The following is a 24,999-nucleotide window of genomic DNA, read 5'->3' as shown; positions in this document are numbered from 1 at the left end:
GTTTTATTCATTTATTATTTATGTTGTCTCTAACTTTATCAACGTTAATATTGAATAACGTATCCGATAACGAAGATAGGTGGATTGAATGACAGATAATATTCCCCAAGCCCCTCAAGGTGAGTTCGTTCTCTTCACCACGGCTGACGGTCAAACTCGTGTTGAGTGTCGTTTTGAATCTGACACTTTGTGGCTTTCGCAAGCTTCGATGGCAGAGCTGTACCAAGTGAGCTCTCAAGCAATAACCCAGCACATCAAGACTATCTATTCTGAAGGGGAGCTTGAGCAAATTTCAACTTGTAAGGATTACTTACAAGTTCAACTGGAGGGCAGTAGAGAAGTAAAGCGCAACATTCGTCACTACAGTCTCCCGGTGATTCTTGCTGTAGGATACCGAGTTCGCTCGACACGTGGTACTCAGTTTCGCCAATGGGCAACTCGATTGTTACAAGAGTATTTGATCAAAGGCTTTGTAATGGACGACGAGCGCTTGAAAACCCCGCCCGTTGGTCATTCTGCGGTGCCAGACTACTTTGATGATATGCTGGAACGCATTCGCGATATCCGAGCCAGTGAGCGTCGTGTTTATCTGCGAGTCAAAGAAATCTTTACCATGGCTGCCGATTACAAACCATCCAACCAAGAAACTAACCGCTTCTTTCAAACCATTCAGAACAAGCTGCATTATGCCTGTACGCACATGACCGCCGCTGAGCTTATCGCGAGCCGTGTGGATGCCAATAAGCCGGACATGGGATTAACCAGCTTTAAAGGCGATGAAGTACGTAAGACCGATGTCACTATCGCGAAAAACTATCTACGTGAAGACGAAATCAAAGAGCTTAATCGCATCGTCAACATGTGGCTCGACTTTGCTGAGGACCAAGCGCTACGCCGCAAACAAGTGTTCTTGCAAGACTGGGCCGATAAGCTTGATCAGTTCTTGAGTTTCAATGATCGGGATGTTCTGAATGGCGCTGGAAAAATATCCAGAAAAGCGGCAGATGATAAAGCCAAACAGGTGTTTGATAACTTTGCAGAACAACGTCGGCGCTTAAAAGAAGCAGAGGGAGAACAAGCCAACATCACTGCACTCAAGGCAATACTTAAAAAAGACCAATAGCAGCAATAAAGAATAGTCCTCCCCTTCTATGGTTGGCCATAAATTACAATTTGGTCCCCAAAACATCCCGCGAGACCTGCTACTATGGAAAACATCACTTGCTATATCAGTAAATAAAGTGAATAAATCGCAACAAACAACGACAAATAACCAACTGGTTTTATTTGTCGTTGTTTTTTCATCACTCATTCCTGTTGGCGCTTTTGGAACAGTCCCTTCCGATGAAGCTACTGTTTTCCTTCAAGCTTCCCCTGAAGCTCCCTATACCAGTTGAAAACAGCTGCGAATACCTTGCTCACGCAGTGGAATCAATGCTTGATAAGCGGCGCTAAAATACCAGTTCTTGGCACTCTCTTTATCGGGGAATTCGATAATCGCTTTCATCACATGTTCAGGCTCACCATGCAATGTTTCAGCTTCTCCCTTGGCAATAAATCGCCCATTGAACGGGGCTAATGTTTCCCCTGCGAGTGCGCTGTACTCCGCGAGTTTTGTTTTATCTATAACGGTTAAATCGACAATCACTAAACTTGTCATGGTGTTTATCTCCTACGGTGAATGGATTGACTTAGCTTAGTTTTATGCCGAATATCAAACAATACCCAATAATTTAACGAAGTGTTTATATATATGAACAATGTAAAGCTAGCTCCTTTGCTGCTCATTTTTGCCGAGGTGGCCGGTAAACGTTCCTATACCGCAGCGGCCAAAAAGCTGGGGATCAGCAAGTCTGCTGCTAGCCAGCAAATAAAACGGTTAGAGGAAGCCATTGGTCAGCAACTGCTCATCCGTAATACCAGAGGTGTCGTGCTCACCGCAGTCGGCGAGGCCTTGCTGATCCGTAGCGAGCTGTTGAGTGAACAATTGAATATGGCATTTACCGAAATCAACAGTAAAAAAGATCAGCCTAGTGGCCACTTTAAAGTGTCCGTACCGCCTTTTTCTGAAAAAGAGATCGTCATGCCAGCAATCAAGCAGCTGTGTTTGGAGTTTCCACAGCTGGTACCGGAAGTCGTCGTGACAGAGAAGTGGCATGATCTGATTGAGCATAAGCTGGATGCTGCTATTTTTGGCGGGGATATTAAAAACTGCGACTACCGAGCCCTATCCGTCGGAAAAGTATCCGAAATATTCTGCGCTTCGCCCCGCTACATTGCACAATATGGTTCCCCGAAACGAGTCGAGGATCTTTCGGCACATCAATTTATTGCGACAGCTTGGCACCGGAAAAAATTAGAAATTTTCGACAATCAAGGCACAAACAAAAAACTCATCGCAGTTAAACATTGTGTCAAAGTAAATACCCTAACCACAGGGCTTGAAGCGGTGCTGCATGATATGGGAATCGCGCTATTACCTGAATTTCTCGTGCGAACTCACTTTATTGATCATGGGTTACTCCGAGTGCTACCTGACATCAAAGGCCGGGAGTGGCATTTCTACTTTTTACATCAGTATAAAGGTGAGAAGCCTCTCCATATTGCTCGTTTCTATCAGCTTTACCGCCATTATTTTTTGAAGGCGAGTTCATCAGCTATTAGCGATTGAATGACCTAACTCGGAAATCTTGATGAGGCAGATTTAACCGCCACGGTTCAGTATTTTTCACTGCTATATAAACAAAGGAGAGCTCGCTCTCCTTTGATTTGCCCACCGATATTAGTCCTCTTGCTGCAACTGCATTTCATCATAGGTAATCAGATTATTGAGATACAACAGCACTTCGCGCAGCTCATGTTGATTGGTCTGTGCATCGGTACACAAGCCAAGCAGATCGATCAGATAACCACGGGCAACCAGCGGCAGATAGGATTTAAATTGATTCAAATCGGACATATGCTTTTCCTCGAGTTCATGAATAACTTCACCACAGGTAGAGGTTCGAATCTCGGGAGGTGGTGAACTGAACGGGTTCGAACTGCCGCACTCAAGGAAACGGCCTGACCGGAGCCAGCCTCATCCAGTCCACCATAATTCAGATATGGAAAGACTGTGTATAGTAAAGTCCGTAAAGACGGACGTCTATACTCCTTAAGCTTGAATGCGGGGTTCGAATCCCGACGCCGGAAATCACCGGCACCCGTGCAGACTAAATGACACCAGCCTTTACCACGAGTCACAGCAACAAAAAATCCGAATTGAATCGAAGCAAACCATTCTTTCATAACTGGTTTGTTACCGAATCTTACGAGTGACTTCACGGTTTTGGCGGTATTGAGTGGCTGTATCAAAGCTGCGATGGATCAGTCAGGAGAAGGGAGGAAACAAGACTTGTTGGTCAGTATCTGGTGAACGAATAAAAATAGTAGCGTTCTCCTACTTAAAATGGCATCGCAATTCAACTAGTCTATCTTTAATCGTTATAGATAGGAGAAACCTATTATAGTGAAAGGTGCAGGGGAGACAATGAGTTGGCGACTAGATCTCCCCACCATAACCACCAATCAAACAGCAGTGATTCGTTGTAATCACAGCCTTGTTTCACCTTATTATTTACAGTGGTATCTCAACTCATCGTTGGGGCAACATTACTTTAATGGTATGAGTGAAGGAACCAATATTAATAAAGTGACAGCGAAAACGCTCTCTGTCATGCCGATAGATTTACCGCCATTGGAACAACAGCATCAAATCGAAACAATTCACAAAAACTGGCTGGCACAAAAAGAAACCCACCAGCGTTTAATCGCAAACGGAGATATCTATTTTGACCAGCTATGTACACAGATTCAATCAGGAAATCAGTCGTAAAATGAACGCAAAAATCAACCAAGACAGTATTAACAAAGCATTGTGGGCCGCTTGCGACACTTTCCGCGGTACCATCAGTGCAGACACTTACAAAGACTTCATCCTGACCATGTTGTTTCTGAAGTACATATCTGATGTATGGCAAGACCATTACGATGGTTACAAAACACAGTACGGTGATGAACCAGAGCTCATTGAAGAGATGATGAAAAATGAGCGTTTTGTCATCCCTGATGTAGTAACCAGAGACAATAAAGGTAATTTGAAGGAAGCATTCAGAGCAAACTTTTATGCCTTGTATGAACGTCGTCATGAACCTGGCAATGGTGAACGCATTGACCAAGCATTGCATGCCATTGAAGAGACCAATGGCACCAAACTCAAAGATGCCGGGAAAAGCGTGTTCCAGGATATCTCTTTCAACACCGACCGCTTAGGTGAAGAGAAACAGAAAAACAATATTCTGCGTTATCTGCTGGAAGACTTCGCCAAACCGGAACTCAACCTCAAACCCAGTCGCGTCGGGACACTGGATGTCATTGGTAACGCCTACGAGTACTTAATTAAAAACTTTGCCGCCAGTGGTGGTCAAAAAGCAGGTGAGTTTTATACGCCGCCAGAAGTCAGCGACTTGATTACTCAGTTGCTTGAGCCGCAGCCCGGTGACAGCATCTGCGATCCGGCTTGTGGTTCTGCATCACTGTTGATGAAGTGTGGCAGTAAAGTACGCACCAACTTTGAGAGTAAAAACTACGCCCTCTACGGACAGGAGGCGATTGGTTCAACTTGGTCACTGGCCAAGATGAATATGTTCCTGCACGGTGAAAACAACCACAAAATCGAATGGGGCGACACCATTCGTAATCCTAAATTGCTGGATAAAAACGGTGATTTAATGCTGTTTGATATCGTGACTGCCAACCCGCCGTTTTCTTTGGATAAATGGGGCCATGAAGACGCGGAAAAAGACAAGTTCAGCCGCTTTCGCCGTGGTATACCGCCGAAAACCAAAGGTGACTATGCCTTCATTCTGCATATGATTGAGACACTTAAACCGAAGACGGGTCGCATGGGTGTCGTTGTTCCCCACGGCGTGCTGTTTCGCGGTGCCGCAGAAGTTAAAATCCGTAAACAGCTGATTGAAGAGAATTTACTCGATGCGGTAATCGGCCTGCCAGAGAAGTTGTTTTACGGGACTGGTATCCCTGCCGCGATTCTGATTTTCAAAAAAGAGAAGATCGATGACAACGTGTTGTTTATCGATGCCTCACGCGAGTTTAAATCCGGTAAAAATCAGAACCAGCTCAGTGAAGATAATATCGCCAAAATCGTCGCCACCTACAAAGCGGGCGAAAACGTCGATAAATATGCTTATTTGGCCAGCCTGAAAGAGATCCAGGATAACGACTATAACCTCAATATTCCGCGTTATGTCGATACTTTCGAAGAAGAGGAAGAGATCGACCTGATGGCGGTGCGTGCTGAACGCGATCAGCTCAAAGCCCAACTTGCTGAACTTGAAGCTGAGATGGCCAACTATCTGGAGGAACTAGGATATGGTGCCTAGTGGATGGGATGTAAAGCCCCTAGCCGATATCGCCCAGGTAACATTTGGGGGGACTCCTAGTCGTAAAAAACCAGAATACTGGCTGAACGGAACAGTGCCATGGATAAGAACCACTGAAGTCCAAAATTGCGTTTTAACCCCTGAAGATACTCAGGAGTACATTAGCGAATTAGGTTTAAAGAATTCTTCAGCCAAGATTGTACCTGCTGGAACAGTCTTATTGGCAATGATTGGGCAAGGAAAAACAAGAGGACAAGTCGCATTACTGAAATTTGAGGCAACAACAAATCAGAATTGTTCTGCAATCATATTCAAAAATGATCAGGAGCCTACTTTTCACTTTAACTTTCTCTTAAGCCAGTATGAAAATATCCGAGCAATGAGTAATTCTGCCGGGCAAAGTAACTTGAGTGGCACACTGGTAAAAGCAATTAGAGTTCCCGTTCCTCCTCTTACTGAACAAAAGAAAATCGCCCAAATCCTCTCTACTTGGGATAAGGCCATCAGCACTACCGAACAACTGCTCGCCAACAGCCAACAGCAGAAAAAAGCCCTGATGCAACAACTGCTCACAGGCAAGAAGCGCCTAGGTATGCCTGCTAATAGTTACGATTTTAAGAAAACTCGATACGGGATTATTCCTAAAGATTGGGAATATCCAGCGATAAAGGATGTTTGCACTCAGGTGACTGAGAAAAATACAGAAGCTGCTGACTATCCAGTCCTATCATGCTCTAAGTACGATGGATTTGTTGACTCGCTCAAGTACTTCAAAAAGAAAGTTTACAGTGATGATACCTCTGACTATAGGCTAATTCATCGTGGTTGCTTTGGCTTTCCATCTAACCACGTTGAAGAGGGCTCTATTGGGCTACAGAACCTCTACGATACTGGCATCGTCAGCCCTATTTATGTCGTTTTTAGAGCAAAAACGAAAGAGGTAGACAACACCTATCTTTATGCAGTTTTAAAGACTGATCACTACCGACAGATATTTGGTGCAGCTACTAATGCATCTGTTGATCGTAGGGGAAGTCTACGTTGGAAAGAGTTCAGCTTGATACATGTGCCACTTCCAGCGCTAGAAGAGCAACAAAAAATCGCCGCCGTACTCTCCACTGCCGATCAGGAAATAACTATCCTGCAACAAAAGCTCGATGCCTTAAAACAAGAGAAAAAAGCGCTGATGCAGCAGTTGTTGACGGGTAAGCGGCGAGTAAAAGTCGAGGAGGTAGCCTGATATGGATAACAATCTAATCCTCTATTCTATACAACCGATGATGGTCAATCGCAATTGGTGCTGCGCGAACTAGGTGGCCAAGTATGGCTTACTCAGTTAGAGATAGCGGAGTTGTACCAAACCAGCAAGCAGAATATCAGCAAGCATGTTAAAAGTGTTTTGTCAGACGGGGAGCTGGTTGAAGGGGCAGTTGTCAACTCAAAGTTTACAACTGCTGCTGATGGTAAAGAATACCTAACTCAGCTTTATGCACTACCTATGATCATCACAGTCGGCTACCGCGTACGTTCTACTCGTGGCACCCAGTTTAGACAATGGCCCCCCCGTACCCTTGGGGAATACCTGACAAAAGGCTTTGCCATGGATGACGAACGTCTTAAAGATCCTCGATGGGACTATTTCGATGAGATGAAATGGCCAATATCATTTTACTTCACTGAGAATGATCTGAGAGTGATCGTTAATTGTTACCCACACCAAACCCACATAAGTATACAAGTGATGATCATGATCGATTATCACCTTCATACACGGGTTAGTCTCATCCTATCCACACTATATACAGTTTGCATCTTCCTTTCCCGCTTCGGTTTGATTACTCTTATGCTGACAATTTGTATCCCGACACATGTTTCTGATGAGATTTCGGTGTCAATACGTTTTATCTAAAGTAATCAAAGCATTCCATTGGTGAATGCCATTGTGAAGAGGATGAATATGATCCATATCATTACGGGAAGCACGCTAGGCGGCGCTGAATATGTCGGTGATCATCTTGATGAGCTACTCCAACAGCAAGGACATGAAACCGAGATCCATAACCAGCCGGATTTAGCGGATATCCCGGCAGAAGGCATCTGGCTGATCATTACATCAACACACGGAGCCGGGGAATATCCTGATAATATTCAGCCGTTTATTCAGGCACTTCAGGATACACCGCCCAGAACGGACCAATTATCATTTGCTGTCATCGCGATTGGCGATTCCAGCTATGACACATTCTGCGCCGCAGGAAAACATGCTTACGAACTAATGCTTGATATCGGTGCGACGCCTCTGACTGACTGTTGTACGATTGATATTATTGAGCATCCGGTTCCGGAAGATGCCGCCGGGGAGTGGCTCACCCAGCATATTGAACAGTTCAATACATAATCCAGTGGCACATAAAATAAACCATACATAGAGCCAACGGTGTATAAGTAGTTACCCACAGGGTAGTAAAGCTGCCCTGTGAAATAACTCCCAAGCTTTTCCACACGATGAATCACAACCGATTGCGTTAAAATTACTGACAATCCTCTTTGTGCTATCGTAATGAATATCATGCTTTAATTAAAATAACCAATTGATTTTATTCATTTAAATAATCATTCATTCATCAGTGAATATGAAACAAGAATATTTTGCCAGACGTTAAATGACGTGAAACCACGTTAAGATCTTCCCCCAAAAGGGAGCAGGAGAGCCCATCTATTCAGATCAACTGCATAAGCAGCACTTTCGGATTGAAACGTTGATCACTCACTCCTTGCCATTTTTAGGTTCAAATTATCTGTGGATAAATACAGAAAGATCCAGTGAAGAAGCTATAGTTATCCCAATAATAACTTTGCACTCCCCGAGGGGTTGTGTATAAGTACTATTTTTGATCCCAGCTAATCCTCGATCTGATCAATGCTTGATCACAGTAAGTGATCGTCCTGAAGCTGATGATCATGTTGATCATTTTGGCTTTATCCACAAAGATCCGCTCCCTTAATAGTAGATCTAATAAAAAGATCTATATAAAGATCTTATATATTTATAAGGCTCAAGGATCATGTGTAAAAGCACAAAATCAATTTTCTAACGGCGATAAAAAAGGTAGAATGCGGCTCTTTTATTTCTTACACAGATCTGAATATCTGAGGTCGGTTCATGCTTTATCACGAAAATTTTGACGTCATTGTGGTTGGTGGCGGTCACGCTGGAACGGAAGCCGCTCTCTCATCTGCACGCACAGGACAAAAAACATTACTCCTAACACATAATATTGACACATTAGGACAAATGTCATGCAATCCAGCCATTGGTGGGATCGGGAAAGGTCATCTGGTTAAAGAGGTTGATGCTTTAGGTGGGCTTATGGCTCAAGCGATCGATCATGCAGGTATTCAGTTCAGAACGCTGAACGCTTCAAAAGGTCCGGCTGTTCGAGCAACAAGAGCTCAGGCAGATCGAGCGTTATACAAAGCGTATGTACGTCATGCATTAGAAAATACCCCGAATCTGATGTTGTTCCAGCAAGCAGCCGATGATCTGATCGTCGAACAGGATCGCGTGATCGGCGTAGTAACCCAAATGGGGCTCAAATTCCACGCGAAAGCGGTAGTACTCACTGTGGGCACATTTCTGGGTGGCAAGATCCATATCGGGATGGAAAATTATTCTGGTGGCCGCGCAGGTGATCCACCATCGATCGCACTGGCTCAGCGTTTACGTGAACTACCATTCCGGGTTGATCGTTTAAAAACAGGAACCCCACCTCGGATCGATGCTCGTACTGTCGATTTTTCGCAGTTAGCGGTACAACATGGTGATGATCCAACGCCGATCTTTTCATTTTTAGGTCGCCGTGATCAGCATCCGCATCAGATCCCGTGCTATATCACTTATACCAATGAGAAAACTCACGATGTGATCCGCAATAATTTGGATCGTAGTCCGATGTATGCCGGTGTGATTGAAGGGATTGGTCCACGTTACTGTCCGTCAATCGAAGATAAGGTGATGCGGTTTGCTGACAAAAATAGTCATCAGATCTTTATTGAACCGGAAGGCTTAACAACAACCGAATTATATCCAAACGGGATCTCCACCAGCTTACCGTTTGATGTTCAGGTGCAGATCGTGCGTTCGATGCAAGGTTTTGAAAACGCGCATATTGTTCGTCCGGGATATGCCATTGAATATGATTTCTTTGATCCGCGTGATTTAAAACAGACCTATGAAACCAAATTTATTCAAGGGCTGTTTTTTGCCGGACAGATCAACGGGACAACGGGTTACGAAGAAGCGGCTGCACAAGGTTTGATGGCAGGTTTGAATGCGAGTTTGTATGCTCAAGAGAAAGAAGGCTGGAGTCCGCGTCGTGATCAAGCCTACATGGGCGTACTGATCGATGATCTATCAACACTCGGTACCAGCGAACCTTACCGAATGTTTACCTCGCGCGCTGAATATCGTCTGTTACTCCGAGAAGATAATGCTGACTTGCGTTTGACTGAAAAAGGTCGCGAACTTGGTTTGGTTGATGATGAACGTTGGGCTCGTTTCAACCAAAAAATCGAAAATATGGCTCTTGAGCGTCAACGCTTGAAGGATATCTGGGTCAACCCCGAATCTACAGGGGTTGAATCTCTGAATGAGATGCTCAAAACACCGATTTCCAGAGAAGCCAGCGGCGAAGATTTATTACGTCGCCCGGAAATGACCTATGATTTACTGACAAGCTTACCGCAGTATTCCCCGGCATTAGATGATCATCAGGCCGCTGAGCAGGTTGAAATTCAGGTCAAGTATGAGGGGTATATTCAGCGGCAGAAAGATGAAATCGAAAAATCACTGCGTCATGAAAATACCAAACTACCGATTGATCTCGACTATAGCCTTGTCAAAGGGTTATCGAATGAAGTGGTGCTAAAACTGAATGCGGCAAAACCGGAAACGGTTGGTATCGCATCACGTATTTCGGGTGTTACGCCGGCAGCTATTTCTATTTTGCTGGTGTATCTCAAGAAAAATGGCATGCTTAAGAAGGGAGAGGCGGCATAACATGGGGACGCTGGCAGCACGTCTGACGCAATTGATTGCACAGACAGATCTCACGGTAAGTGAACATCAGATGACGCTTTTGCTCGGATATGTCGAGCGCTTGAATAAGTGGAATAAAGCTTATAATTTGACGTCGGTTCGTGATCCGGAAGACATGTTGGTGAAACATATCATGGATAGTATCGTTGTAAGTCCTCACTTACCCGGTAATCACTTTATCGATGTCGGAACAGGGCCAGGTTTGCCCGGTATTCCACTTGCGATTATGAACCCTGATAAGTGCTTTACTCTGCTGGATAGTTTAGGAAAACGGATTCGGTTTATTAAACAGGTGATTTATGAATTGAATATTCATAACGTGACACCGGTTCAAAGCCGAGTTGAAGATTTCCAACCAGAAGATAAATTTGATGGTGTGCTCAGCAGAGCATTTGCTTCCATGGTAGATATGGTAAATTGGTGTCATCATCTCCCCAAAGCGGATGGAGGTGTTTTTTTGGCATTGAAAGGACAATTACCGCATGATGAGATAGATTCGCTTCCTGAATGGTGTTTTGTGACGGATATCCAATCTTTAGCCGTTCCTGAACTCGAAGGTGAGCGTCATCTTGTAATCTTATCGCGCAAGGAATAGACAACGAGGCATGCCGTGGGAAAAATAGTAGCAATCGCCAACCAAAAAGGCGGTGTTGGTAAAACAACGACTTGTGTCAATCTTGCCGCCTCCATGGCGGCAACGAAGCGTAAGATATTAGTGATTGATCTTGACCCGCAAGGCAACGCAACAATGGCAAGCGGTATTGATAAGTATCAGATCGATTATACCGCTTACGATTTATTAGTTGAGGAAGTTCCGTTTCAGGAAGTGGTCTGTCAAAAGACAACTGGCCGTTATCATCTGATTGCTGCAAACGGTGATGTGACGGCTGCGGAAATAAAGCTGATGGAAGTTTTTGCCCGTGAAGTCCGGCTGAAAAACGTACTCTCTTCGGTTCGTGATAACTATGATTTCATCTTTATTGATTGTCCTCCCTCTCTTAACCTCCTTACAATCAATGCGATGGCTGCTGCGGATTCTGTTTTAGTACCAATGCAATGTGAGTATTTCGCGCTTGAGGGATTAACGGCCCTGATGGATACCATTAGTAAGTTGGCAGCTGTTGTGAATAGTAATCTGAAAATCGAAGGGTTACTGAGAACGATGTACGATCCTCGTAATCGACTCTCCAATGAGGTATCCGATCAATTAAAACAGCACTTTGGTGATAAAGTGTATCGTACCGTTATCCCACGTAATGTTCGTCTTGCCGAAGCGCCAAGTCATGGTAAACCAGCAATGTATTACGATAAATATTCTGTTGGTGCCAAGGCTTACCTTGCATTAGCCGGAGAGATGTTGCGCCGAGATGAAGTCATTGCATAATCAAAAAGGAATCCGCTTACATGTCTAAACGTGGTTTAGGAAAGGGCTTGGATGCGTTGCTTTCGACAAGTTCTATGGCAAGAGAAAAGCAACAAGTAGCGACCCAGAGTCAAACTATGTCATCTGACGGCGAATTGGCTGAAATTTCTATTACCCACTTGAGACCCGGTGTATACCAACCCCGGAAAGATGTCTCTCCTGAAACCTTGGAGGAGCTATCGGCTTCGATTCAGGCGCAGGGAATTATCCAACCGATCGTAGTGCGGCCGATTGATAACGGAAATTATGAAATTATTGCCGGAGAACGGCGGTGGCGAGCTGCCAGACACGCAGGTCTCAAGCAAGTCCCTTGTTTAGTCAAACATGTGGAAGATCGTGCTGCAATTGCCATGGCCCTGATTGAGAATATTCAGCGGGAAGATCTGAACGCGATTGAAGAAGCTCAAGCGCTGGAGCGATTGCAAGACGAGTTTAAACTGACGCATCAGCAAGTTGCGGATGCGATTGGTAAATCCCGAACAACGGTGACAAATTTATTGCGCCTGAATCAGCTCGATGAGGTTGTCAAATCTTTGGTTGCTGAGAAAAAAATAGAAATGGGTCATGCGCGGGCGTTGTTGATGTTAGAGGGAGAGGCTCAGGCTGAGATTGCCAGTCAGGTCGCGAAAAAGCAGTTAACCGTTCGTCAGACAGAGCAACTGGTCAAAAAAACACTGTCACCGAAACCTGAAATACAGAAACCTATTGTAACGAATCAGGCATTGAATTTATCTGATAGATTGGGTGAAATGCTGCAGGCTAAGGTTTCTGTGAACCTTTCTGATAAAGGGCAGGGGAAAATCACCATCAGTGTTGCTGACAGCCAAGCTTTGGAAGAAATATTGCAATCATTAACTGCAAAACTAGAGTCATAACCCCATAGAATAGATGTGTTTATTTTTGCAATCATTGATTTACGTTTTATGGGTTTTTGTGATGTATCTAGAGGAATTGTAGGTCCGACTTTATTGTAAAAGGTAAAGGCGGATGTATAATCGGCCTATAGTTAACGGGTGGTAACTTATGTTAAATAAATGGTTTATTCTGTCATTTTTGTGGCAGTTAGCCTTTTTTATAGTATTCGCTACCATTGTCGGCTATGTGCTGGATGAGAAAAGTGGTATTTCCGCTTTTCTTGGGGGACTTACGTATATCGTACCTTCACTATTGGCAAATATATATATGCATAGAAAGTTGAGCCGCGAAGACAATGCGGGTCTGGATGTTGGTCGTGCATATATGGGCAATCTATACAAATTAATGATGACCGCTGGCGTTTTAGTGTTTATTTTTAGGGAAATCGACATAAATGCCGGGGTTCTTATTGTGTTTTATTGCCTAGCAAGTGTGGTGCAGTTCGTAACGTCATTTTTTTTAATCAACCGTGAATAGATAGGATATTCAATGTCTGGTTCAGGTGAAACCACTCTAACCTCTCAAGAATATATCTCTCACCACCTGACCTTTTTAAGTTCAGGCGATGGCTTTTGGAGTCTGAATATAGACTCGATGGTTATCTCTGTCCTTTTAGGGGCTGGCATGCTTTGGCTGTTTTTTCGAGTCGGAAAAAATGCGACAAGTGGTGTACCCGGAAAACTACAATGTTTCATCGAGATGCTCGTTGAATTCGTAGACGGGACTGTCAGAGATGTATTCAGCGGAAAAAGTGCGTTAATTGCTCCATTGGCGATAACCATTTTCGGATGGGTGTTCCTGATGAACTTAATGGACTTGATCCCGGTAGATTTTCTTCCTCATGCAGCAAGCTTAGTTGGAATTAATCATCTTCGTGTCGTTCCTTCTGCCGATGTCAATATTACGCTATCGATGGCGTTAGGTGTCTTTGTTTTGATTCTGTACTACAGCTTCAAAATTAAAGGACCAATCGGGTTTGCAAAAGAGCTAACACTGCAGCCATTCAATCATTGGGCATTCATTCCAATCAATTTGATTTTGGAAGGGGTGACTTTGATTTCGAAGCCGGTATCACTGGGTCTTCGTTTGTTCGGTAACATGTATGCGGGTGAATTGATCTTTATATTGATTGCCGGATTGTTACCATGGTGGTCACAGTGGGTGTTGTCAGTGCCTTGGGCTATTTTCCATATACTGATCATCACATTACAAGCATTTATCTTCATGGTATTGACGATAGTTTATCTGTCTCAAGCTTCTGAAGATCACTAATTCAACTTAATCAATCAGAAACTCAATTAGTATAAAACTTGGAGTCAATAATGGAAAACTTGAACATGGATCTGCTGTATCTTTCAGCGGCAATCATGATGGGCTTGGCAGCGATTGGTGCAGCAATTGGCATCGGTATGCTGGGGGGTAAGTATCTTGAAGGTGCTGCTCGCCAGCCAGATCTTATCCCACTTATCCGTACTCAGTTCTTTATCGTGATGGGTCTTGTGGACGCGATTCCTATGATCTCTGTCGGTCTAGGTTTGTACGTCATGTTTGCGGTTGCCGGCTAAGTTAGCACAGTAGGTTTGTGTCTATAGAATTGGCTGGTGTTTTTAATTATTTGCAAACATAGAAGGAGTCTGCGGTGAATATAAACGCAACTCTGCTAGGTCAGGCTATTGCCTTCGCTATCTTTGTTTGGTTTTGCATGAAATATGTATGGCCACCATTGATGGCAGCAATTGAAGAACGTCAGAAAAAGATTGCTGACGGTCTATCAGCTGCTGAGCGTGCTGAAAAAGACCTCGATCTAGCTAAAGCGAATGCTTCTGAACGTATCAAAGAAGCCAAGCAAGCAGCGGCTGAAGTCATTGAACAGGCGAATAAACGAAAATCACAAATTCTTGATGAAGCGAGAGATGAAGCCCTTGTTGAGCGTAATCATTTGATTGCTCAGGCTGAAGCTGAAATTGAGTCTTTGCGTATTCGTGCCAGAGATGACTTGCGTAAACAGGTTGCTACTCTTGCTGTGGCTGGAGCTGAGAAGATTCTTGAGCGTTCTATTGATAAAGATGCGCATAAAGATATTCTCGATAGCATTACTGCGAAACTTTAATTAGGGGGGCGCAAATGTCTGATTTGACAACAATAGCACGCCCCTATGCTAAAGCAGCATTTGACTTTGCGGTAGAAAAGGGGCAACTCAACGAATGGGGTGAGATGCTTACTTTTGCTGCTGAAATCACGAAGAACGAACAGATCCATGAACTACTGAGTAGTTCTATGGCTGCCGGTAAATTGGCAGACATTTTTGTTGCTATTTGTGGTGAACAGTTTGATGAATACGGTCAGAACCTGATTCGGGTGATGGCTGAAAATGGGCGCTTAAGAGCGCTCCCTGATGTTTGTGAACTGTTTTTTGTGTTGAAGAAAGAACATGAAAAACAGGTGGAAGTTGAAGTTGTTTCGGCAACGGAGCTTTCCGCAGAACAAAAAGCAGAGATCAGCAGCAAACTGGAGCAGCGCCTCGAGCGCAAAGTTCAGCTGAATTGCAGTGTAGATGAGGCCCTACTCGGTGGGGTAATTATTCGAGCCGGAGACTTAATCATCGATAACTCAGTACATGGCCGTTTGAGCCGTCTGAGCGATGTATTACAGTCTTGATGGGGATTGGAGAATGCAACTTAATTCCACGGAAATTAGCGATCTAATTAAACAGCGTATTGAACAATTCAATGTTGTTAGTGAAGCTCGCAATGAAGGTACTATCGTCTCGGTAAGCGATGGTATTATCCGCATCCACGGCCTGAAGGACGTGATGCAAGGTGAAATGATCGAATTACCGGGTGGCCGTTATGCCTTAGCACTCAACCTTGAGCGTGACTCGGTTGGTGCGGTTGTAATGGGCCCGTATGCTGACCTTAAGGAAGGCACTAAAGTTACAGGTACAGGTCGGATTCTTGAAGTACCAGTTGGCCCTGAAATGCTTGGTCGTGTGGTCAACACGCTGGGTGAGCCAATTGATGGTAAAGGTCCAATTGAAGCGAAATTAACTTCTCCAGTAGAAGTGATTGCACCTGGGGTTATCGAGCGTAAATCGGTTGATCAGCCTGTTCAAACTGGTTACAAATCTGTTGACTCAATGATTCCGATCGGTCGTGGTCAGCGTGAGTTGATTATCGGTGACCGTCAGACTGGTAAAACAGCAATGGCGATTGACTCGATTATCAACCAGAAAGATTCTGGTATTTATTCTATTTATGTTGCGATTGGACAGAAAGCTTCCACGATTGCAAACGTTGTGCGCAAGCTTGAAGAGCATGGCGCATTATCGAATACAGTCGTTGTTGTTGCTTCTGCTTCTGAATCTGCAGCACTGCAATATCTGGCGCCTTATGCTGGATGTGCAATGGGTGAATACTTCCGTGATCGTGGTGAAGATGCACTGATTGTTTATGATGATCTGTCAAAGCAAGCGGTTGCTTATCGTCAGATTTCTCTACTATTGAAGCGCCCACCAGGCCGTGAAGCATTCCCAGGGGATGTATTCTACTTACACTCTCGTTTACTTGAGCGTGCATCACGTGTCAGTGAAGGATATGTAGAAAAATTCACCAATGGTGAAGTGAAAGGTAAAACGGGTTCTTTAACTGCATTGCCTATCATTGAAACTCAAGCCGGTGACGTTTCTGCATTCGTACCGACAAACGTAATCTCGATTACAGATGGTCAGATCTTCCTGCAGACAGAATTGTTTAACGCGGGGGTTCGTCCTGCTGTTGACCCAGGTATCTCGGTATCTCGTGTGGGCGGTTCTGCTCAGACGAAAATTATCAAGAAACTCTCCGGTGGTATTCGTACCGCGCTTGCACAGTATCGTGAGTTGGCTGCGTTTGCTCAGTTCTCTTCTGATCTGGATGATACGACGAAGAGACAGCTGGATCATGGTCAGAAAGTTACTGAACTGATGAAACAGAAGCAATACTCACCAATGTCCGTCTTTGAACAGGCACTGGTTATCTTTGCTGCGGAACGTGGTTATCTTGGAGATATCGAGTTAAATCGACTCCTTGATTTTGAAGCCTCATTACTGTCGTTCGCTCGTAATCAATATGCTGATTTAGCAGCTGAGATCAACAAGACAGGTGCTTATAACGATGACATCGAAGCACAGCTGAAGAAGCTGGTCGATGAGTTTAAAGCAACTCAAACTTGGTAATCAAAGTCGGTGGCTTGATTGCCACCAACTAATGGAGAGTGACGATGGCCGGCGCAAAAGAGATACGTAGTAAAATCGGGAGTGTGAAAAGCACCCAGAAGATTACGAAAGCGATGGAAATGGTAGCGGCTTCTAAAATGCGTCGTAGTCAAGATGCAATGGAGTCTTCCCGTCCATACGCGGAAACAATGCGTAAAGTGATCGGTCATGTGGCAAACGCAAATCTGGAATATCGTCATCCGTATCTGGAAGAGCGTGAAGCCAAACGTGTTGGTTATATCATCATTTCTACTGATCGTGGATTGTGTGGTGGTTTGAACATTAACTTGTTTAAAAAAGCCCTACTGGATATGACATCCTGGTCAGAGAAGAATGTTGACGTTGATTTGGCTGTGATCGGTTCAAAAGCGACAACATTTTTCAATAACAGCGGCGCAAAAGTTGCGGCTCAGACTTCTGGATTAGGAGATGCTCCATCTCTGGAAGACTTGATCGGCTCTGTTAATGTGATGCTGAAAAAATATGATGAAGGTGAGTTGGATCGCCTCTATGTTGTGTTTAACCGTTTTGTAAACACCATGGTGCAAGAACCAACGATCGATCAATTGCTACCTTTGCCTAAATCAGACAGTAAAGAAGTAAAGCGTGAGCATTCATGGGATTACCTCTATGAACCTGAACCAAAACCTCTACTTGATATGTTGTTGCAACGTTATATAGAGTCTCAGGTTTATCAAGGGGTAGTGGAGAATCTTGCTTGTGAGCAAGCGGCTCGAATGGTTGCTATGAAAGCTGCAACTGATAATGCGGGTAACCTGATTGAAGATCTGGAACTTGTGTATAACAAAGCGCGTCAAGCTGCGATTACACAAGAACTGTCGGAAATCGTGGGCGGCGCAGCTGCGGTTTAAGTGAAGGTCAAATAAATAGTTTAGAGGATTAACGATGGCTACAGGTAAGATCGTACAGATCATTGGTGCAGTAGTCGACGTAGAGTTCCCACAGAGTGATGTACCTAGTGTTTACGATGCTCTGAATGTTGTCGATGCTAAAGAACGTTTGGTTCTTGAAGTACAACAACAACTAGGCGGTGGCGTGATTCGCGCCATCGTTATGGGTAGCTCGGATGGTTTACGTCGTGGAATGACAGTAGAAAATACTGGCGCTCCAATCTCAGTACCTGTCGGTACTAAAACGTTAGGTCGTATCATGAACGTTTTAGGTGATGCGATTGACGAACGTGGTGATATCGGTGCAGAAGTCATGTACTCAATTCACCGTGAAGCGCCAAGCTACGAAGAACAGTCAAATTCGACTGAGCTTTTAGAAACAGGTGTTAAGGTTATTGACTTGATTTGCCCGTTTGCAAAAGGGGGTAAAATCGGTCTGTTCGGTGGTGCTGGTGTTGGTAAGACCGTCAACATGATGGAGCTGATCAATAACATCGCACTGCAACACTCAGGTTTGTCTGTATTCGCAGGGGTTGGTGAGCGTACTCGTGAAGGGAACGATTTCTACTTCGAGATGCAGGAAGCAGGTGTTGTAAACATCGAAAACCCTGAAGAATCTAAGGTAGCGATGGTTTATGGTCAGATGAATGAACCACCAGGTAACCGTCTGCGTGTTGCCCTGACTGGTTTGACAATGGCCGAGAAGTTCCGTGACGAAGGTCGTGATGTACTTCTGTTTATCGATAACATTTACCGTTATACATTGGCGGGAACAGAAGTTTCAGCCCTATTGGGTCGGATGCCTTCCGCGGTAGGTTATCAGCCGACACTGGCAGAAGAAATGGGTGTGCTACAAGAACGTATCACGTCAACCAAAACAGGTTCTATCACGTCTGTACAGGCGGTATATGTACCTGCGGATGACTTGACTGACCCATCTCCGGCGACAACATTTGCTCACTTGGATGCGACGGTTGTATTGAACCGTAACATCGCGGCAATGGGTTTGTATCCAGCGATTGACCCGCTAGATTCAACGTCTCGTCAGCTTGATCCACTCGTTGTTGGTCAAGAACATTACGACGTTGCTCGTGGTGTTCAGTCAACACTTCAACGCTATAAAGAGTTGAAAGATATCATTGCGATTCTGGGTATGGATGAGCTTTCTGAAGATGATAAGCTGGTTGTTGCTCGTGCACGTAAGATCGAGCGTTTCCTGACTCAGCCTTACCACGTTGCTGAAGTATTTACTGGTGACCCAGGGATTTACGTCCCTCTGAAAGAAACCCTACGTGGTTTCAAAGGTCTCCTTTCCGGTGAATATGATGACGTTCCTGAACAAGCGTTTATGTACTGCGGTGCAATTGATGACGCTGTTGAGAATGCGAAGAAGCTATAAGGCTGACTAGGAGGCGATATGGCATCAATACCCTTTCATCTGGATGTGGTCAGTGCTGAGAAGAAAATTTTCTCTGGCATGGTTGAAACATTTCAGGTGACCGGTAGCGAAGGTGAACTTGGTATTTACCATGGTCACGCACCGCTTCTGACCGCTATAAAGCCTGGTATGGTGCGTATTGTGAAGCAGCACGGCCACGAAGAAATCATTTATGTTTCTGGTGGTATAGTGGAAGTTCAGGCAAGTACCTCTACGGTACTGGCTGATACAGCCATTCGTGGTGAAGATCTAGACGCAGCAAAGGCGGAAGAAGCCAAGCGTCATGCTGAAGAAAATATTCAGAATCAGCAAGGCGGTATGGACTTCGCGCAGGCGGCCAGTGAACTGGCTAAAGCCATTGCTAAGCTACGAGTAATCGAGCTGGTTAAAAAACGTCGTTAAACCATTTATGACGTTCAAAAAGGCGACTTCAGGTCGCCTTTTTTGTTTCCCTTCAAAAATTATTGCTGATGATTTAACTATTGGGGGTTTCCCATATAAAATCAGAAGTCTCCTTCCGATTAAATATAAAGGTAGTCCATGAAATTCAGTGCCGTGATTTTGGCCGCGGGAAAAGGAACCCGGATGTATTCTCAGTTACCCAAGGTTCTCCATACGTTGGCAGGCAAACCGATGGTAAAACATGTGATTGATACATGTCAGGGGATTGGTGTTCAGCAAATTCACCTTGTTTATGGCCATGGTGGGGAGTTGATGCAACAACAACTTTCAACTGAATCCGTCAATTGGGTACTGCAGTCGCAGCAATTGGGAACAGGACATGCGGTTGATCAGGCGGCTCCGTATTTTCAGGACGATGAGCAGATCATTGTTTTGTATGGTGATGTGCCGTTGATTTCGGAAGAGACGATCGACAATTTGCTCTCTTCACAGCCACAAGGTGGGATCGGGTTATTAACCGTCGTATTAGACAATCCTACAGGATATGGACGAATTATCCGTCAAAACGATGCTGTGACTGCCATTGTTGAGCAGAAAGATGCCTCAGAAGCTGAACTGGCGATCCAAGAAGTGAATACCGGTGTGTTGGTGGCTTCAGGAAAAGATCTCAAACGCTGGCTATCAGGTTTAGAAAATAATAATGTTCAAGGTGAATATTATCTAACGGATGTTATTGCGGCAGCCCATGCGGAAGGAAGAGCGATTCAAGCCGTTCATCCGATTGATTCAATGGAAGTGGAAGGCGTGAATGATCGTGTTCAGTTGTCTCGGTTGGAAAGAGCTTATCAGAATTCGTTGGCGAATAAACTCTTAACGCAAGGGGTTATGCTTCGGGATCCGGCTCGGTTTGATCTCCGGGGACAGTTACAGTGTGGTTATGATGTCGAAATTGATGTCAATGTTGTTATCGAAGGCAGTGTTTCGCTGGGAAACAATGTGATTATCGGTGCCGGTTCGGTATTGAAAGATTGTGAGATTGATGACAACACCATTATTCGTCCGTACAGCGTTATTGAGGGGGCGACGGTCGGAGAAATGTGTACCGTCGGGCCGTTTACTCGGTTGAGACCGGGTGCTGAGTTAAAAGATGATGCGCATGTCGGTAATTTTGTCGAAGTTAAAAATGCACGGTTAGGCCAAGGCTCGAAAGCTAATCATCTCACTTATCTGGGTGATGCTGAAATCGGTGATCGCGTAAACGTTGGTGCGGGTGTGATTACTTGTAATTATGATGGTGCCAATAAACATAAAACAGTGATTGGTGACGATGTATTTGTCGGGTCTGACAGTCAGCTGGTGGCACCGGTCACGGTTGGAGATGGTGCGACTATTGGAGCAGGGACGACATTAACCCGAAATGTGGCTCAGGGAGAATTAGTGATTACCCGAGCGAAAGAACGTCGGGTTGAAGGTTGGCAAAGACCCGAGAAAAACAAATCCTAATTCACAAGAGATACTGTTTAGAAACTAATCGTAGTTAGAAACCAACCATAGCTAGAAATCAGTGCTCGCCAGACATGAATAAAAGAAAAGGCTCCTGAAAGGAGCCTTTTTCGTCAGGGTATCAATTTGATTAGCGGACGCGTTCAAAAATAGTTGCGATTCCCTGGCCCATCCCGATACACATAGTTGCCAACCCAAACTGGGCATCCTGATGTTCCATCACATGTAATAGTGTTGTCGATATTCTGGCACCTGAACATCCCAGCGGGTGACCCAATGCAATCGCACCGCCCCATAAATTCACTTTATCATCAAAGCTATCCGTCAGTTCAAAGTGCTGGATACAAGAAAGAGCTTGTGCTGCAAAGGCTTCATTCAGTTCGATGATGTCAATATCGTGCAAAGATAATCCGGCTCTGTTCAGTGCTTTTCGGGTTGCAGGGACGGGGCCTATTCCCATCACTGAAGGTTCACATCCTGCGACCGCCATTGCCCGAATCTTTGCGCGAATGGGTAATCCGAGTTGCTGTGCTTTTTCTTCTGTCATGACAACCATTGCTGACGCTCCGTCTGATAAGGCAGAAGAACTTCCGGCGGTTACGGTTCCGTTTGCTGGGTCGAAAACAGGTTTGAGCGATGCAAGGGAATCGAGCGAGGCATCACGACGAATGACTTCGTCCTCTTGCAGCGCAATCAGCGCACCTTGTTCATCGTGGCCTTGCGTTGGTACGATTTCCCGTTGAAATAACTTTTTCTCGGTTGCCTGTGCCGCTCTTTGATGAGAGCGTAAAGCAAATTGATCTTGAGCCTCTCGACTGATGTGGTTTTGTTTGGCCAACATTTCTGCGGTCAAACCCATCATCCCGGCAGCTTTCGCCGCATGTTTACTAAGGCCGGGATGCATATCAATCCCATGCGTCATCGGGACATGACCCATATGTTCCACCCCACCGATGAGACAAATATCAGCGTCTCCGGCAGAAACAGATCTCGCGGCATCGTGTAGAGCCTGCATCGACGAACCACACAGGCGATTCACCGTGACTGCGCCTATTTCAAATGGCAGTCCGGCTAAAACAGCGGCATTGCGCGCAATATTCATTCCCTGTTCTAGCGTTTGTTGAACACATCCCCAATAAATGTCTTCGATTTCTGTAACCGGGATTTGTGGGTTACGTTGAATCAGTGATTGCATCAAATGTGCGGACAGTGTTTCTGCACGAGTATGGCGGAACACGCCTTCTTTTGAACGGCCCATTGGTGTGCGGATACAATCAACGATCACTGCTTGCTTACTCATACACTTACCCTCTCTCTGATGCTGATTTTTCATGGTGGATAGGATAGAAATCCCTGGCCTCACGAACCATGACTTCGAGAGATTTCGGTACCTGATAGAGTTCTCCTAAACGTTGGTATGACTGAGTCGTTTGAATATATTGTGCAATACCGATGGTATCCAGATAGCGACAAACACCGCCTCTGAATAGTGGGAAACCAAGTCCATATACGAGGGCGATATCAGCTTCTGCGGGTGAGAAAATAATCTTTTCTTCCATACAGAGAATGACTTCATTCATCATCGGAATCATCATCCGATCCATAATCATTTGCTGATCCGTCACAGGCTGTGGCTCTCCCGATGCGTAGACAAGCGGATAAATGTCCGGTGATAACACTTTCTGGCTCTTGCCGCGTTTATCCGTATGGTACTGATAGAAGCCTTCACCGGTTTTCTGACCGAATTTCTTCGCCTTATAAAGTTGGGTAATGATGTTATTCGAGGATGCTTTCATCCTTTCGGGATAAGCTTGGCAAATCACTTGTTGAGCGTGATATGCGATATCGATACCGACGACATCGAGTAAATAGGCCGGTCCCATTGGCCAACCAAAATCCTTTTCCATGATTTTATCAATCTGGACGAAGTCATATCCTTCATCAAGCAACTGACAAAAGGCCAGAAAATAAGGAAACAGAACGCGGTTGACAAAAAATCCGGGACAATCGTTAACGACAATGGGCGATTTTCCCATCTGGGCTGCAAAAGCAACCACTGCCGAAATCGTTTCTTCACTGGTTTCTTTACCGCGAATAATTTCAACCAGCGGCATTTTATGCACCGGATTGAAAAAATGCATCCCACAGAACTTTTCAGGTCTTGAGAGTTCGGTAGCTAATTGAGTAATCGGAATCGTTGAGGTATTTGACGTCAGAATGGTATTTGGCGAGACTTTTTCTTCCAGCTCTTTCAGGACTGACGATTTGATTTTAGGGTTTTCGACCACGGCTTCAACCACGATATCGACCTCTTCTATACCGGCATAGTTGAGTGTCGGGCGGATCGATGCAAGCGTGTTGGCCATATCTCTCGGAGACAGTTTGCCTCTCCTAACGCCTTGCTCCAAAAGTTGGGTGGTATGATCCATTCCCAATTTCAGAGAGTCAGGAACGATATCTTTTAAAATGGCCGGAATCCCTTTTATTGCGGATTGATAAGCAATACCGCCTCCCATGACACCAGCACCAATCACAGCACTATGATTGGTTGCATGGGAGAGTGACTGTTTGGCTTTTTTGGCGAGACCTTTAATATACTGGTCATTGAGATAAATACTGACCAGAGCGGTTGCCTGATCTGATTTCGCGAGTGTGACAAAGTTCTTCCGTTCAATATTAAGCGCTTCATCTCTGTGTAGTGTGGCTGAAGATTCAATGGTCTCAATCGCCAGGAAAGGTGCCATGTAGTGATGGCTTACTTTTTGGTGAGTCATTCCTTTGGCTGTAGAGAAAACCATCAAACTTTCGACGGGTGATAAAGAAAGCGGTGCACATTTTTCCTGACGTATTTTTTTCCAGTCAATCCGACAGTGAATCGCATCATCCAGCGTTCTTTTTGCCGTTTCGAGGAGTGCTTCTTCAGTTGTGATTGCATCGACCAATCCGATAGAGAGGGCGTGTTCAGCATTGAATATTTTGGCCTGAACAATCGCTTCTAAGGCGTTATCTGCACCGACTAATCTTGGCAGACGAACACAGCCGCCAAATCCGGGCATTATCCCGAGTCTTGTTTCGGGTAAGCCTATTTTTGTTGATCGGGCGGCAACCCGAAAATCAGTTGCGAGTACACACTCACATCCGCCTCCAAGGGCATATCCGCGTAGTGCTGAGACTGTCGGTACCGGCAAATCCTCAAGTTTACAGAATATTTGGTTGGCATAGTGAAGCCATTGCTCCAACTCATCACTTGGATATTGGAACAAGCTTAAAAACTCATTGATATCGGCTCCGACAATGAAACTTTCTTTATCGGATGTCAGTACTAAGCCTTTGAGTCCCGGAAAGCCTTGGATTGCATCCAATGCTTTATCCAGATAGCCCAGCGTCGCCGTATCAAGGGTATTGACCGACAGAGGTGTGCAAAACTGCAGCTCAAGGATACCACCTTCTATTTCCTTTACCTGCAATGTCTTTGATTGAAAGATCATGAATTATCTCCTGACATGCATTTGTCCTAAGCCAACTGGTACGATGACTTTGTTAGTATTCGAAAAGTGTGGTCATAAGTTGAGATAACTGCAATAAATGGAAAGATAAATTCCGTTTTTTTAGATCC

At 44.8% G+C, this 24,999-nt stretch carries 25 protein-coding genes; 21 read left to right on the top strand and 4 right to left on the bottom strand.

The window, feature by feature from the left end; translation table 11 throughout:
• The first annotated feature begins 88 nt into the window (after positions 1-88).
• Complete coding sequence (locus tag MKS89_RS15615) at positions 89-1,123, top strand: virulence RhuM family protein (protein WP_072963091.1); 1,035 nt, start codon at positions 89-91, stop codon at positions 1,121-1,123.
• Between the two features lie 261 nt (positions 1,124-1,384).
• Here MKS89_RS15615 and MKS89_RS15610 read toward each other — a convergent pair whose 3' ends face one another.
• A complete protein-coding gene (locus MKS89_RS15610; protein ID WP_072963097.1) occupies positions 1,385-1,660 on the bottom strand; it encodes a DUF1330 domain-containing protein in 276 nt (91 codons plus the stop codon).
• A gap of 93 nt (positions 1,661-1,753) precedes the next feature.
• Between MKS89_RS15610 and MKS89_RS15605 the strand changes: the two genes are divergently transcribed.
• Positions 1,754-2,671 (top strand): LysR family transcriptional regulator, encoded by a 918-nt coding sequence (locus tag MKS89_RS15605; protein ID WP_072963100.1) that lies wholly within the window; start codon positions 1,754-1,756, stop codon positions 2,669-2,671.
• A gap of 111 nt (positions 2,672-2,782) precedes the next feature.
• Here MKS89_RS15605 and MKS89_RS15600 read toward each other — a convergent pair whose 3' ends face one another.
• A complete protein-coding gene (locus MKS89_RS15600) occupies positions 2,783-2,959 on the bottom strand; it encodes a hypothetical protein (RefSeq protein ID WP_159439558.1) in 177 nt (58 codons plus the stop codon).
• Between the two features lie 570 nt (positions 2,960-3,529).
• Here MKS89_RS15600 and MKS89_RS15595 point away from each other — a divergent pair.
• The 19 genes from MKS89_RS15595 (at position 3,530) to glmU (ending at position 21,383) form a co-directional block, all read left to right on the top strand.
• Positions 3,530-3,874, top strand: a complete 345-nt coding sequence (locus tag MKS89_RS15595; RefSeq protein ID WP_072963102.1) for a restriction endonuclease subunit S — start codon at positions 3,530-3,532, stop codon at positions 3,872-3,874.
• Between the two features lies 1 nt (position 3,875).
• Positions 3,876-5,441, top strand: a complete 1,566-nt coding sequence (locus tag MKS89_RS15590; protein WP_072963103.1) for a type I restriction-modification system subunit M — start codon at positions 3,876-3,878, stop codon at positions 5,439-5,441.
• A complete protein-coding gene (locus tag MKS89_RS15585) occupies positions 5,431-6,681 on the top strand; it encodes a restriction endonuclease subunit S (protein WP_072963106.1) in 1,251 nt (416 codons plus the stop codon). The genes MKS89_RS15590 and MKS89_RS15585 overlap by 11 nt, the downstream gene beginning before the upstream one ends.
• A gap of 57 nt (positions 6,682-6,738) precedes the next feature.
• Positions 6,739-7,350 carry a RhuM family protein gene (rhuM, locus tag MKS89_RS15580; protein ID WP_235862530.1) on the top strand — a complete coding sequence of 204 codons (612 nt, stop codon included), beginning with the start codon at positions 6,739-6,741 and terminating at the stop codon, positions 7,348-7,350.
• 48 nt (positions 7,351-7,398) lie between these two features.
• Positions 7,399-7,839 (top strand): FMN-binding protein MioC, encoded by a 441-nt coding sequence (gene mioC, locus MKS89_RS15575; RefSeq protein WP_072963109.1) that lies wholly within the window; start codon positions 7,399-7,401, stop codon positions 7,837-7,839.
• A gap of 765 nt (positions 7,840-8,604) precedes the next feature.
• Entirely contained in the window at positions 8,605-10,500 is a 1,896-nt protein-coding gene (gene mnmG, locus MKS89_RS15570; RefSeq protein WP_072963112.1) for a tRNA uridine-5-carboxymethylaminomethyl(34) synthesis enzyme MnmG, read from the top strand.
• A gap of 1 nt (position 10,501) precedes the next feature.
• The gene (gene rsmG / locus MKS89_RS15565) at positions 10,502-11,134 is read left to right on the top strand and encodes a 16S rRNA (guanine(527)-N(7))-methyltransferase RsmG (protein WP_072963114.1); all 633 of its coding nucleotides are present in this window, start codon (positions 10,502-10,504) and stop codon (positions 11,132-11,134) included.
• 15 nt (positions 11,135-11,149) lie between these two features.
• Entirely contained in the window at positions 11,150-11,923 is a 774-nt protein-coding gene (locus tag MKS89_RS15560) for a ParA family protein (protein ID WP_072963117.1), read from the top strand.
• A 20-nt stretch (positions 11,924-11,943) separates the two neighbouring features.
• Positions 11,944-12,837, top strand: coding sequence for a ParB/RepB/Spo0J family partition protein (locus MKS89_RS15555; protein ID WP_072963120.1), 894 nt, complete (start codon positions 11,944-11,946; stop codon positions 12,835-12,837).
• A gap of 148 nt (positions 12,838-12,985) precedes the next feature.
• Complete coding sequence (locus tag MKS89_RS15550) at positions 12,986-13,354, top strand: ATP synthase subunit I (RefSeq protein ID WP_072963122.1); 369 nt, start codon at positions 12,986-12,988, stop codon at positions 13,352-13,354.
• A 12-nt stretch (positions 13,355-13,366) separates the two neighbouring features.
• Positions 13,367-14,149: a F0F1 ATP synthase subunit A gene (gene atpB, locus MKS89_RS15545; protein ID WP_072963124.1), complete on the top strand. Its 783-nt coding sequence runs from the start codon at positions 13,367-13,369 to the stop codon at positions 14,147-14,149.
• Between the two features lie 50 nt (positions 14,150-14,199).
• The gene (atpE, locus tag MKS89_RS15540) at positions 14,200-14,442 is read left to right on the top strand and encodes a F0F1 ATP synthase subunit C (RefSeq protein ID WP_038180493.1); all 243 of its coding nucleotides are present in this window, start codon (positions 14,200-14,202) and stop codon (positions 14,440-14,442) included.
• A 74-nt stretch (positions 14,443-14,516) separates the two neighbouring features.
• Positions 14,517-14,987: a F0F1 ATP synthase subunit B gene (atpF, locus tag MKS89_RS15535; RefSeq protein ID WP_021021405.1), complete on the top strand. Its 471-nt coding sequence runs from the start codon at positions 14,517-14,519 to the stop codon at positions 14,985-14,987.
• Positions 14,988-15,001: 14 nt separating this feature from the next.
• Positions 15,002-15,535, top strand: a complete 534-nt coding sequence (atpH, locus tag MKS89_RS15530) for a F0F1 ATP synthase subunit delta (protein WP_072963127.1) — start codon at positions 15,002-15,004, stop codon at positions 15,533-15,535.
• Positions 15,536-15,548: 13 nt separating this feature from the next.
• On the top strand, positions 15,549-17,090 hold the full coding sequence (gene atpA, locus MKS89_RS15525; protein WP_072963130.1) for a F0F1 ATP synthase subunit alpha: 1,542 nt from the start codon (positions 15,549-15,551) through the stop codon (positions 17,088-17,090).
• Positions 17,091-17,134: 44 nt separating this feature from the next.
• Positions 17,135-18,001 (top strand): F0F1 ATP synthase subunit gamma, encoded by an 867-nt coding sequence (gene atpG, locus MKS89_RS15520; RefSeq protein WP_072963132.1) that lies wholly within the window; start codon positions 17,135-17,137, stop codon positions 17,999-18,001.
• A gap of 34 nt (positions 18,002-18,035) precedes the next feature.
• Positions 18,036-19,439 carry a F0F1 ATP synthase subunit beta gene (gene atpD, locus MKS89_RS15515; protein WP_072963135.1) on the top strand — a complete coding sequence of 468 codons (1,404 nt, stop codon included), beginning with the start codon at positions 18,036-18,038 and terminating at the stop codon, positions 19,437-19,439.
• A gap of 18 nt (positions 19,440-19,457) precedes the next feature.
• Positions 19,458-19,880 carry a F0F1 ATP synthase subunit epsilon gene (locus tag MKS89_RS15510; protein WP_072963137.1) on the top strand — a complete coding sequence of 141 codons (423 nt, stop codon included), beginning with the start codon at positions 19,458-19,460 and terminating at the stop codon, positions 19,878-19,880.
• A gap of 138 nt (positions 19,881-20,018) precedes the next feature.
• Entirely contained in the window at positions 20,019-21,383 is a 1,365-nt protein-coding gene (gene glmU / locus MKS89_RS15505) for a bifunctional UDP-N-acetylglucosamine diphosphorylase/glucosamine-1-phosphate N-acetyltransferase GlmU (RefSeq protein WP_072963138.1), read from the top strand.
• 130 nt (positions 21,384-21,513) lie between these two features.
• Here glmU and fadA read toward each other — a convergent pair whose 3' ends face one another.
• On the bottom strand, positions 21,514-22,683 hold the full coding sequence (gene fadA / locus MKS89_RS15500; RefSeq protein WP_072963152.1) for an acetyl-CoA C-acyltransferase FadA: 1,170 nt from the start codon (positions 22,681-22,683) through the stop codon (positions 21,514-21,516).
• A gap of 4 nt (positions 22,684-22,687) precedes the next feature.
• Complete coding sequence (gene fadB, locus MKS89_RS15495) at positions 22,688-24,871, bottom strand: fatty acid oxidation complex subunit alpha FadB (RefSeq protein ID WP_072963140.1); 2,184 nt, start codon at positions 24,869-24,871, stop codon at positions 22,688-22,690.
• Positions 24,872-24,999: the final 128 nt, after the last annotated feature.

This window comes from Vibrio gazogenes, from assembly GCF_023920225.1.
GTDB classification, from domain to species: domain Bacteria; phylum Pseudomonadota; class Gammaproteobacteria; order Enterobacterales; family Vibrionaceae; genus Vibrio; species Vibrio gazogenes.
Note: the sequence above shows the minus strand (reverse complement) of the source record. Positions and strands in the feature narration are given on the sequence as shown.

Bases quoted from the DNA above. Each gene is read 5' to 3' on its own strand.
- MKS89_RS15615 (WP_072963091.1), top strand. From the start codon at position 89: ATGACAGATAATATTCCCCAAGCCCCTCAAGGTGAGTTCGTTCTCTTC.
- MKS89_RS15610 (WP_072963097.1), bottom strand. From the start codon at position 1,660: ATGACAAGTTTAGTGATTGTCGATTTAACCGTTATAGATAAAACAAAA.
- MKS89_RS15605 (WP_072963100.1), top strand. From the start codon at position 1,754: ATGAACAATGTAAAGCTAGCTCCTTTGCTGCTCATTTTTGCCGAGGTG.
- MKS89_RS15600 (WP_159439558.1), bottom strand. From the start codon at position 2,959: ATGTCCGATTTGAATCAATTTAAATCCTATCTGCCGCTGGTTGCCCGT.
- MKS89_RS15595 (WP_072963102.1), top strand. From the start codon at position 3,530: ATGAGTTGGCGACTAGATCTCCCCACCATAACCACCAATCAAACAGCA.
- MKS89_RS15590 (WP_072963103.1), top strand. From the start codon at position 3,876: ATGAACGCAAAAATCAACCAAGACAGTATTAACAAAGCATTGTGGGCC.
- MKS89_RS15585 (WP_072963106.1), top strand. From the start codon at position 5,431: ATGGTGCCTAGTGGATGGGATGTAAAGCCCCTAGCCGATATCGCCCAG.
- mioC (WP_072963109.1), top strand. From the start codon at position 7,399: ATGATCCATATCATTACGGGAAGCACGCTAGGCGGCGCTGAATATGTC.
- mnmG (WP_072963112.1), top strand. From the start codon at position 8,605: ATGCTTTATCACGAAAATTTTGACGTCATTGTGGTTGGTGGCGGTCAC.
- rsmG (WP_072963114.1), top strand. From the start codon at position 10,502: ATGGGGACGCTGGCAGCACGTCTGACGCAATTGATTGCACAGACAGAT.
- MKS89_RS15555 (WP_072963120.1), top strand. From the start codon at position 11,944: ATGTCTAAACGTGGTTTAGGAAAGGGCTTGGATGCGTTGCTTTCGACA.
- MKS89_RS15550 (WP_072963122.1), top strand. From the start codon at position 12,986: ATGTTAAATAAATGGTTTATTCTGTCATTTTTGTGGCAGTTAGCCTTT.
- atpB (WP_072963124.1), top strand. From the start codon at position 13,367: ATGTCTGGTTCAGGTGAAACCACTCTAACCTCTCAAGAATATATCTCT.
- atpE (WP_038180493.1), top strand. From the start codon at position 14,200: ATGGAAAACTTGAACATGGATCTGCTGTATCTTTCAGCGGCAATCATG.
- atpH (WP_072963127.1), top strand. From the start codon at position 15,002: ATGTCTGATTTGACAACAATAGCACGCCCCTATGCTAAAGCAGCATTT.
- atpA (WP_072963130.1), top strand. From the start codon at position 15,549: ATGCAACTTAATTCCACGGAAATTAGCGATCTAATTAAACAGCGTATT.
- atpG (WP_072963132.1), top strand. From the start codon at position 17,135: ATGGCCGGCGCAAAAGAGATACGTAGTAAAATCGGGAGTGTGAAAAGC.
- atpD (WP_072963135.1), top strand. From the start codon at position 18,036: ATGGCTACAGGTAAGATCGTACAGATCATTGGTGCAGTAGTCGACGTA.
- MKS89_RS15510 (WP_072963137.1), top strand. From the start codon at position 19,458: ATGGCATCAATACCCTTTCATCTGGATGTGGTCAGTGCTGAGAAGAAA.
- glmU (WP_072963138.1), top strand. From the start codon at position 20,019: ATGAAATTCAGTGCCGTGATTTTGGCCGCGGGAAAAGGAACCCGGATG.
- fadA (WP_072963152.1), bottom strand. From the start codon at position 22,683: ATGAGTAAGCAAGCAGTGATCGTTGATTGTATCCGCACACCAATGGGC.
- fadB (WP_072963140.1), bottom strand. From the start codon at position 24,871: ATGATCTTTCAATCAAAGACATTGCAGGTAAAGGAAATAGAAGGTGGT.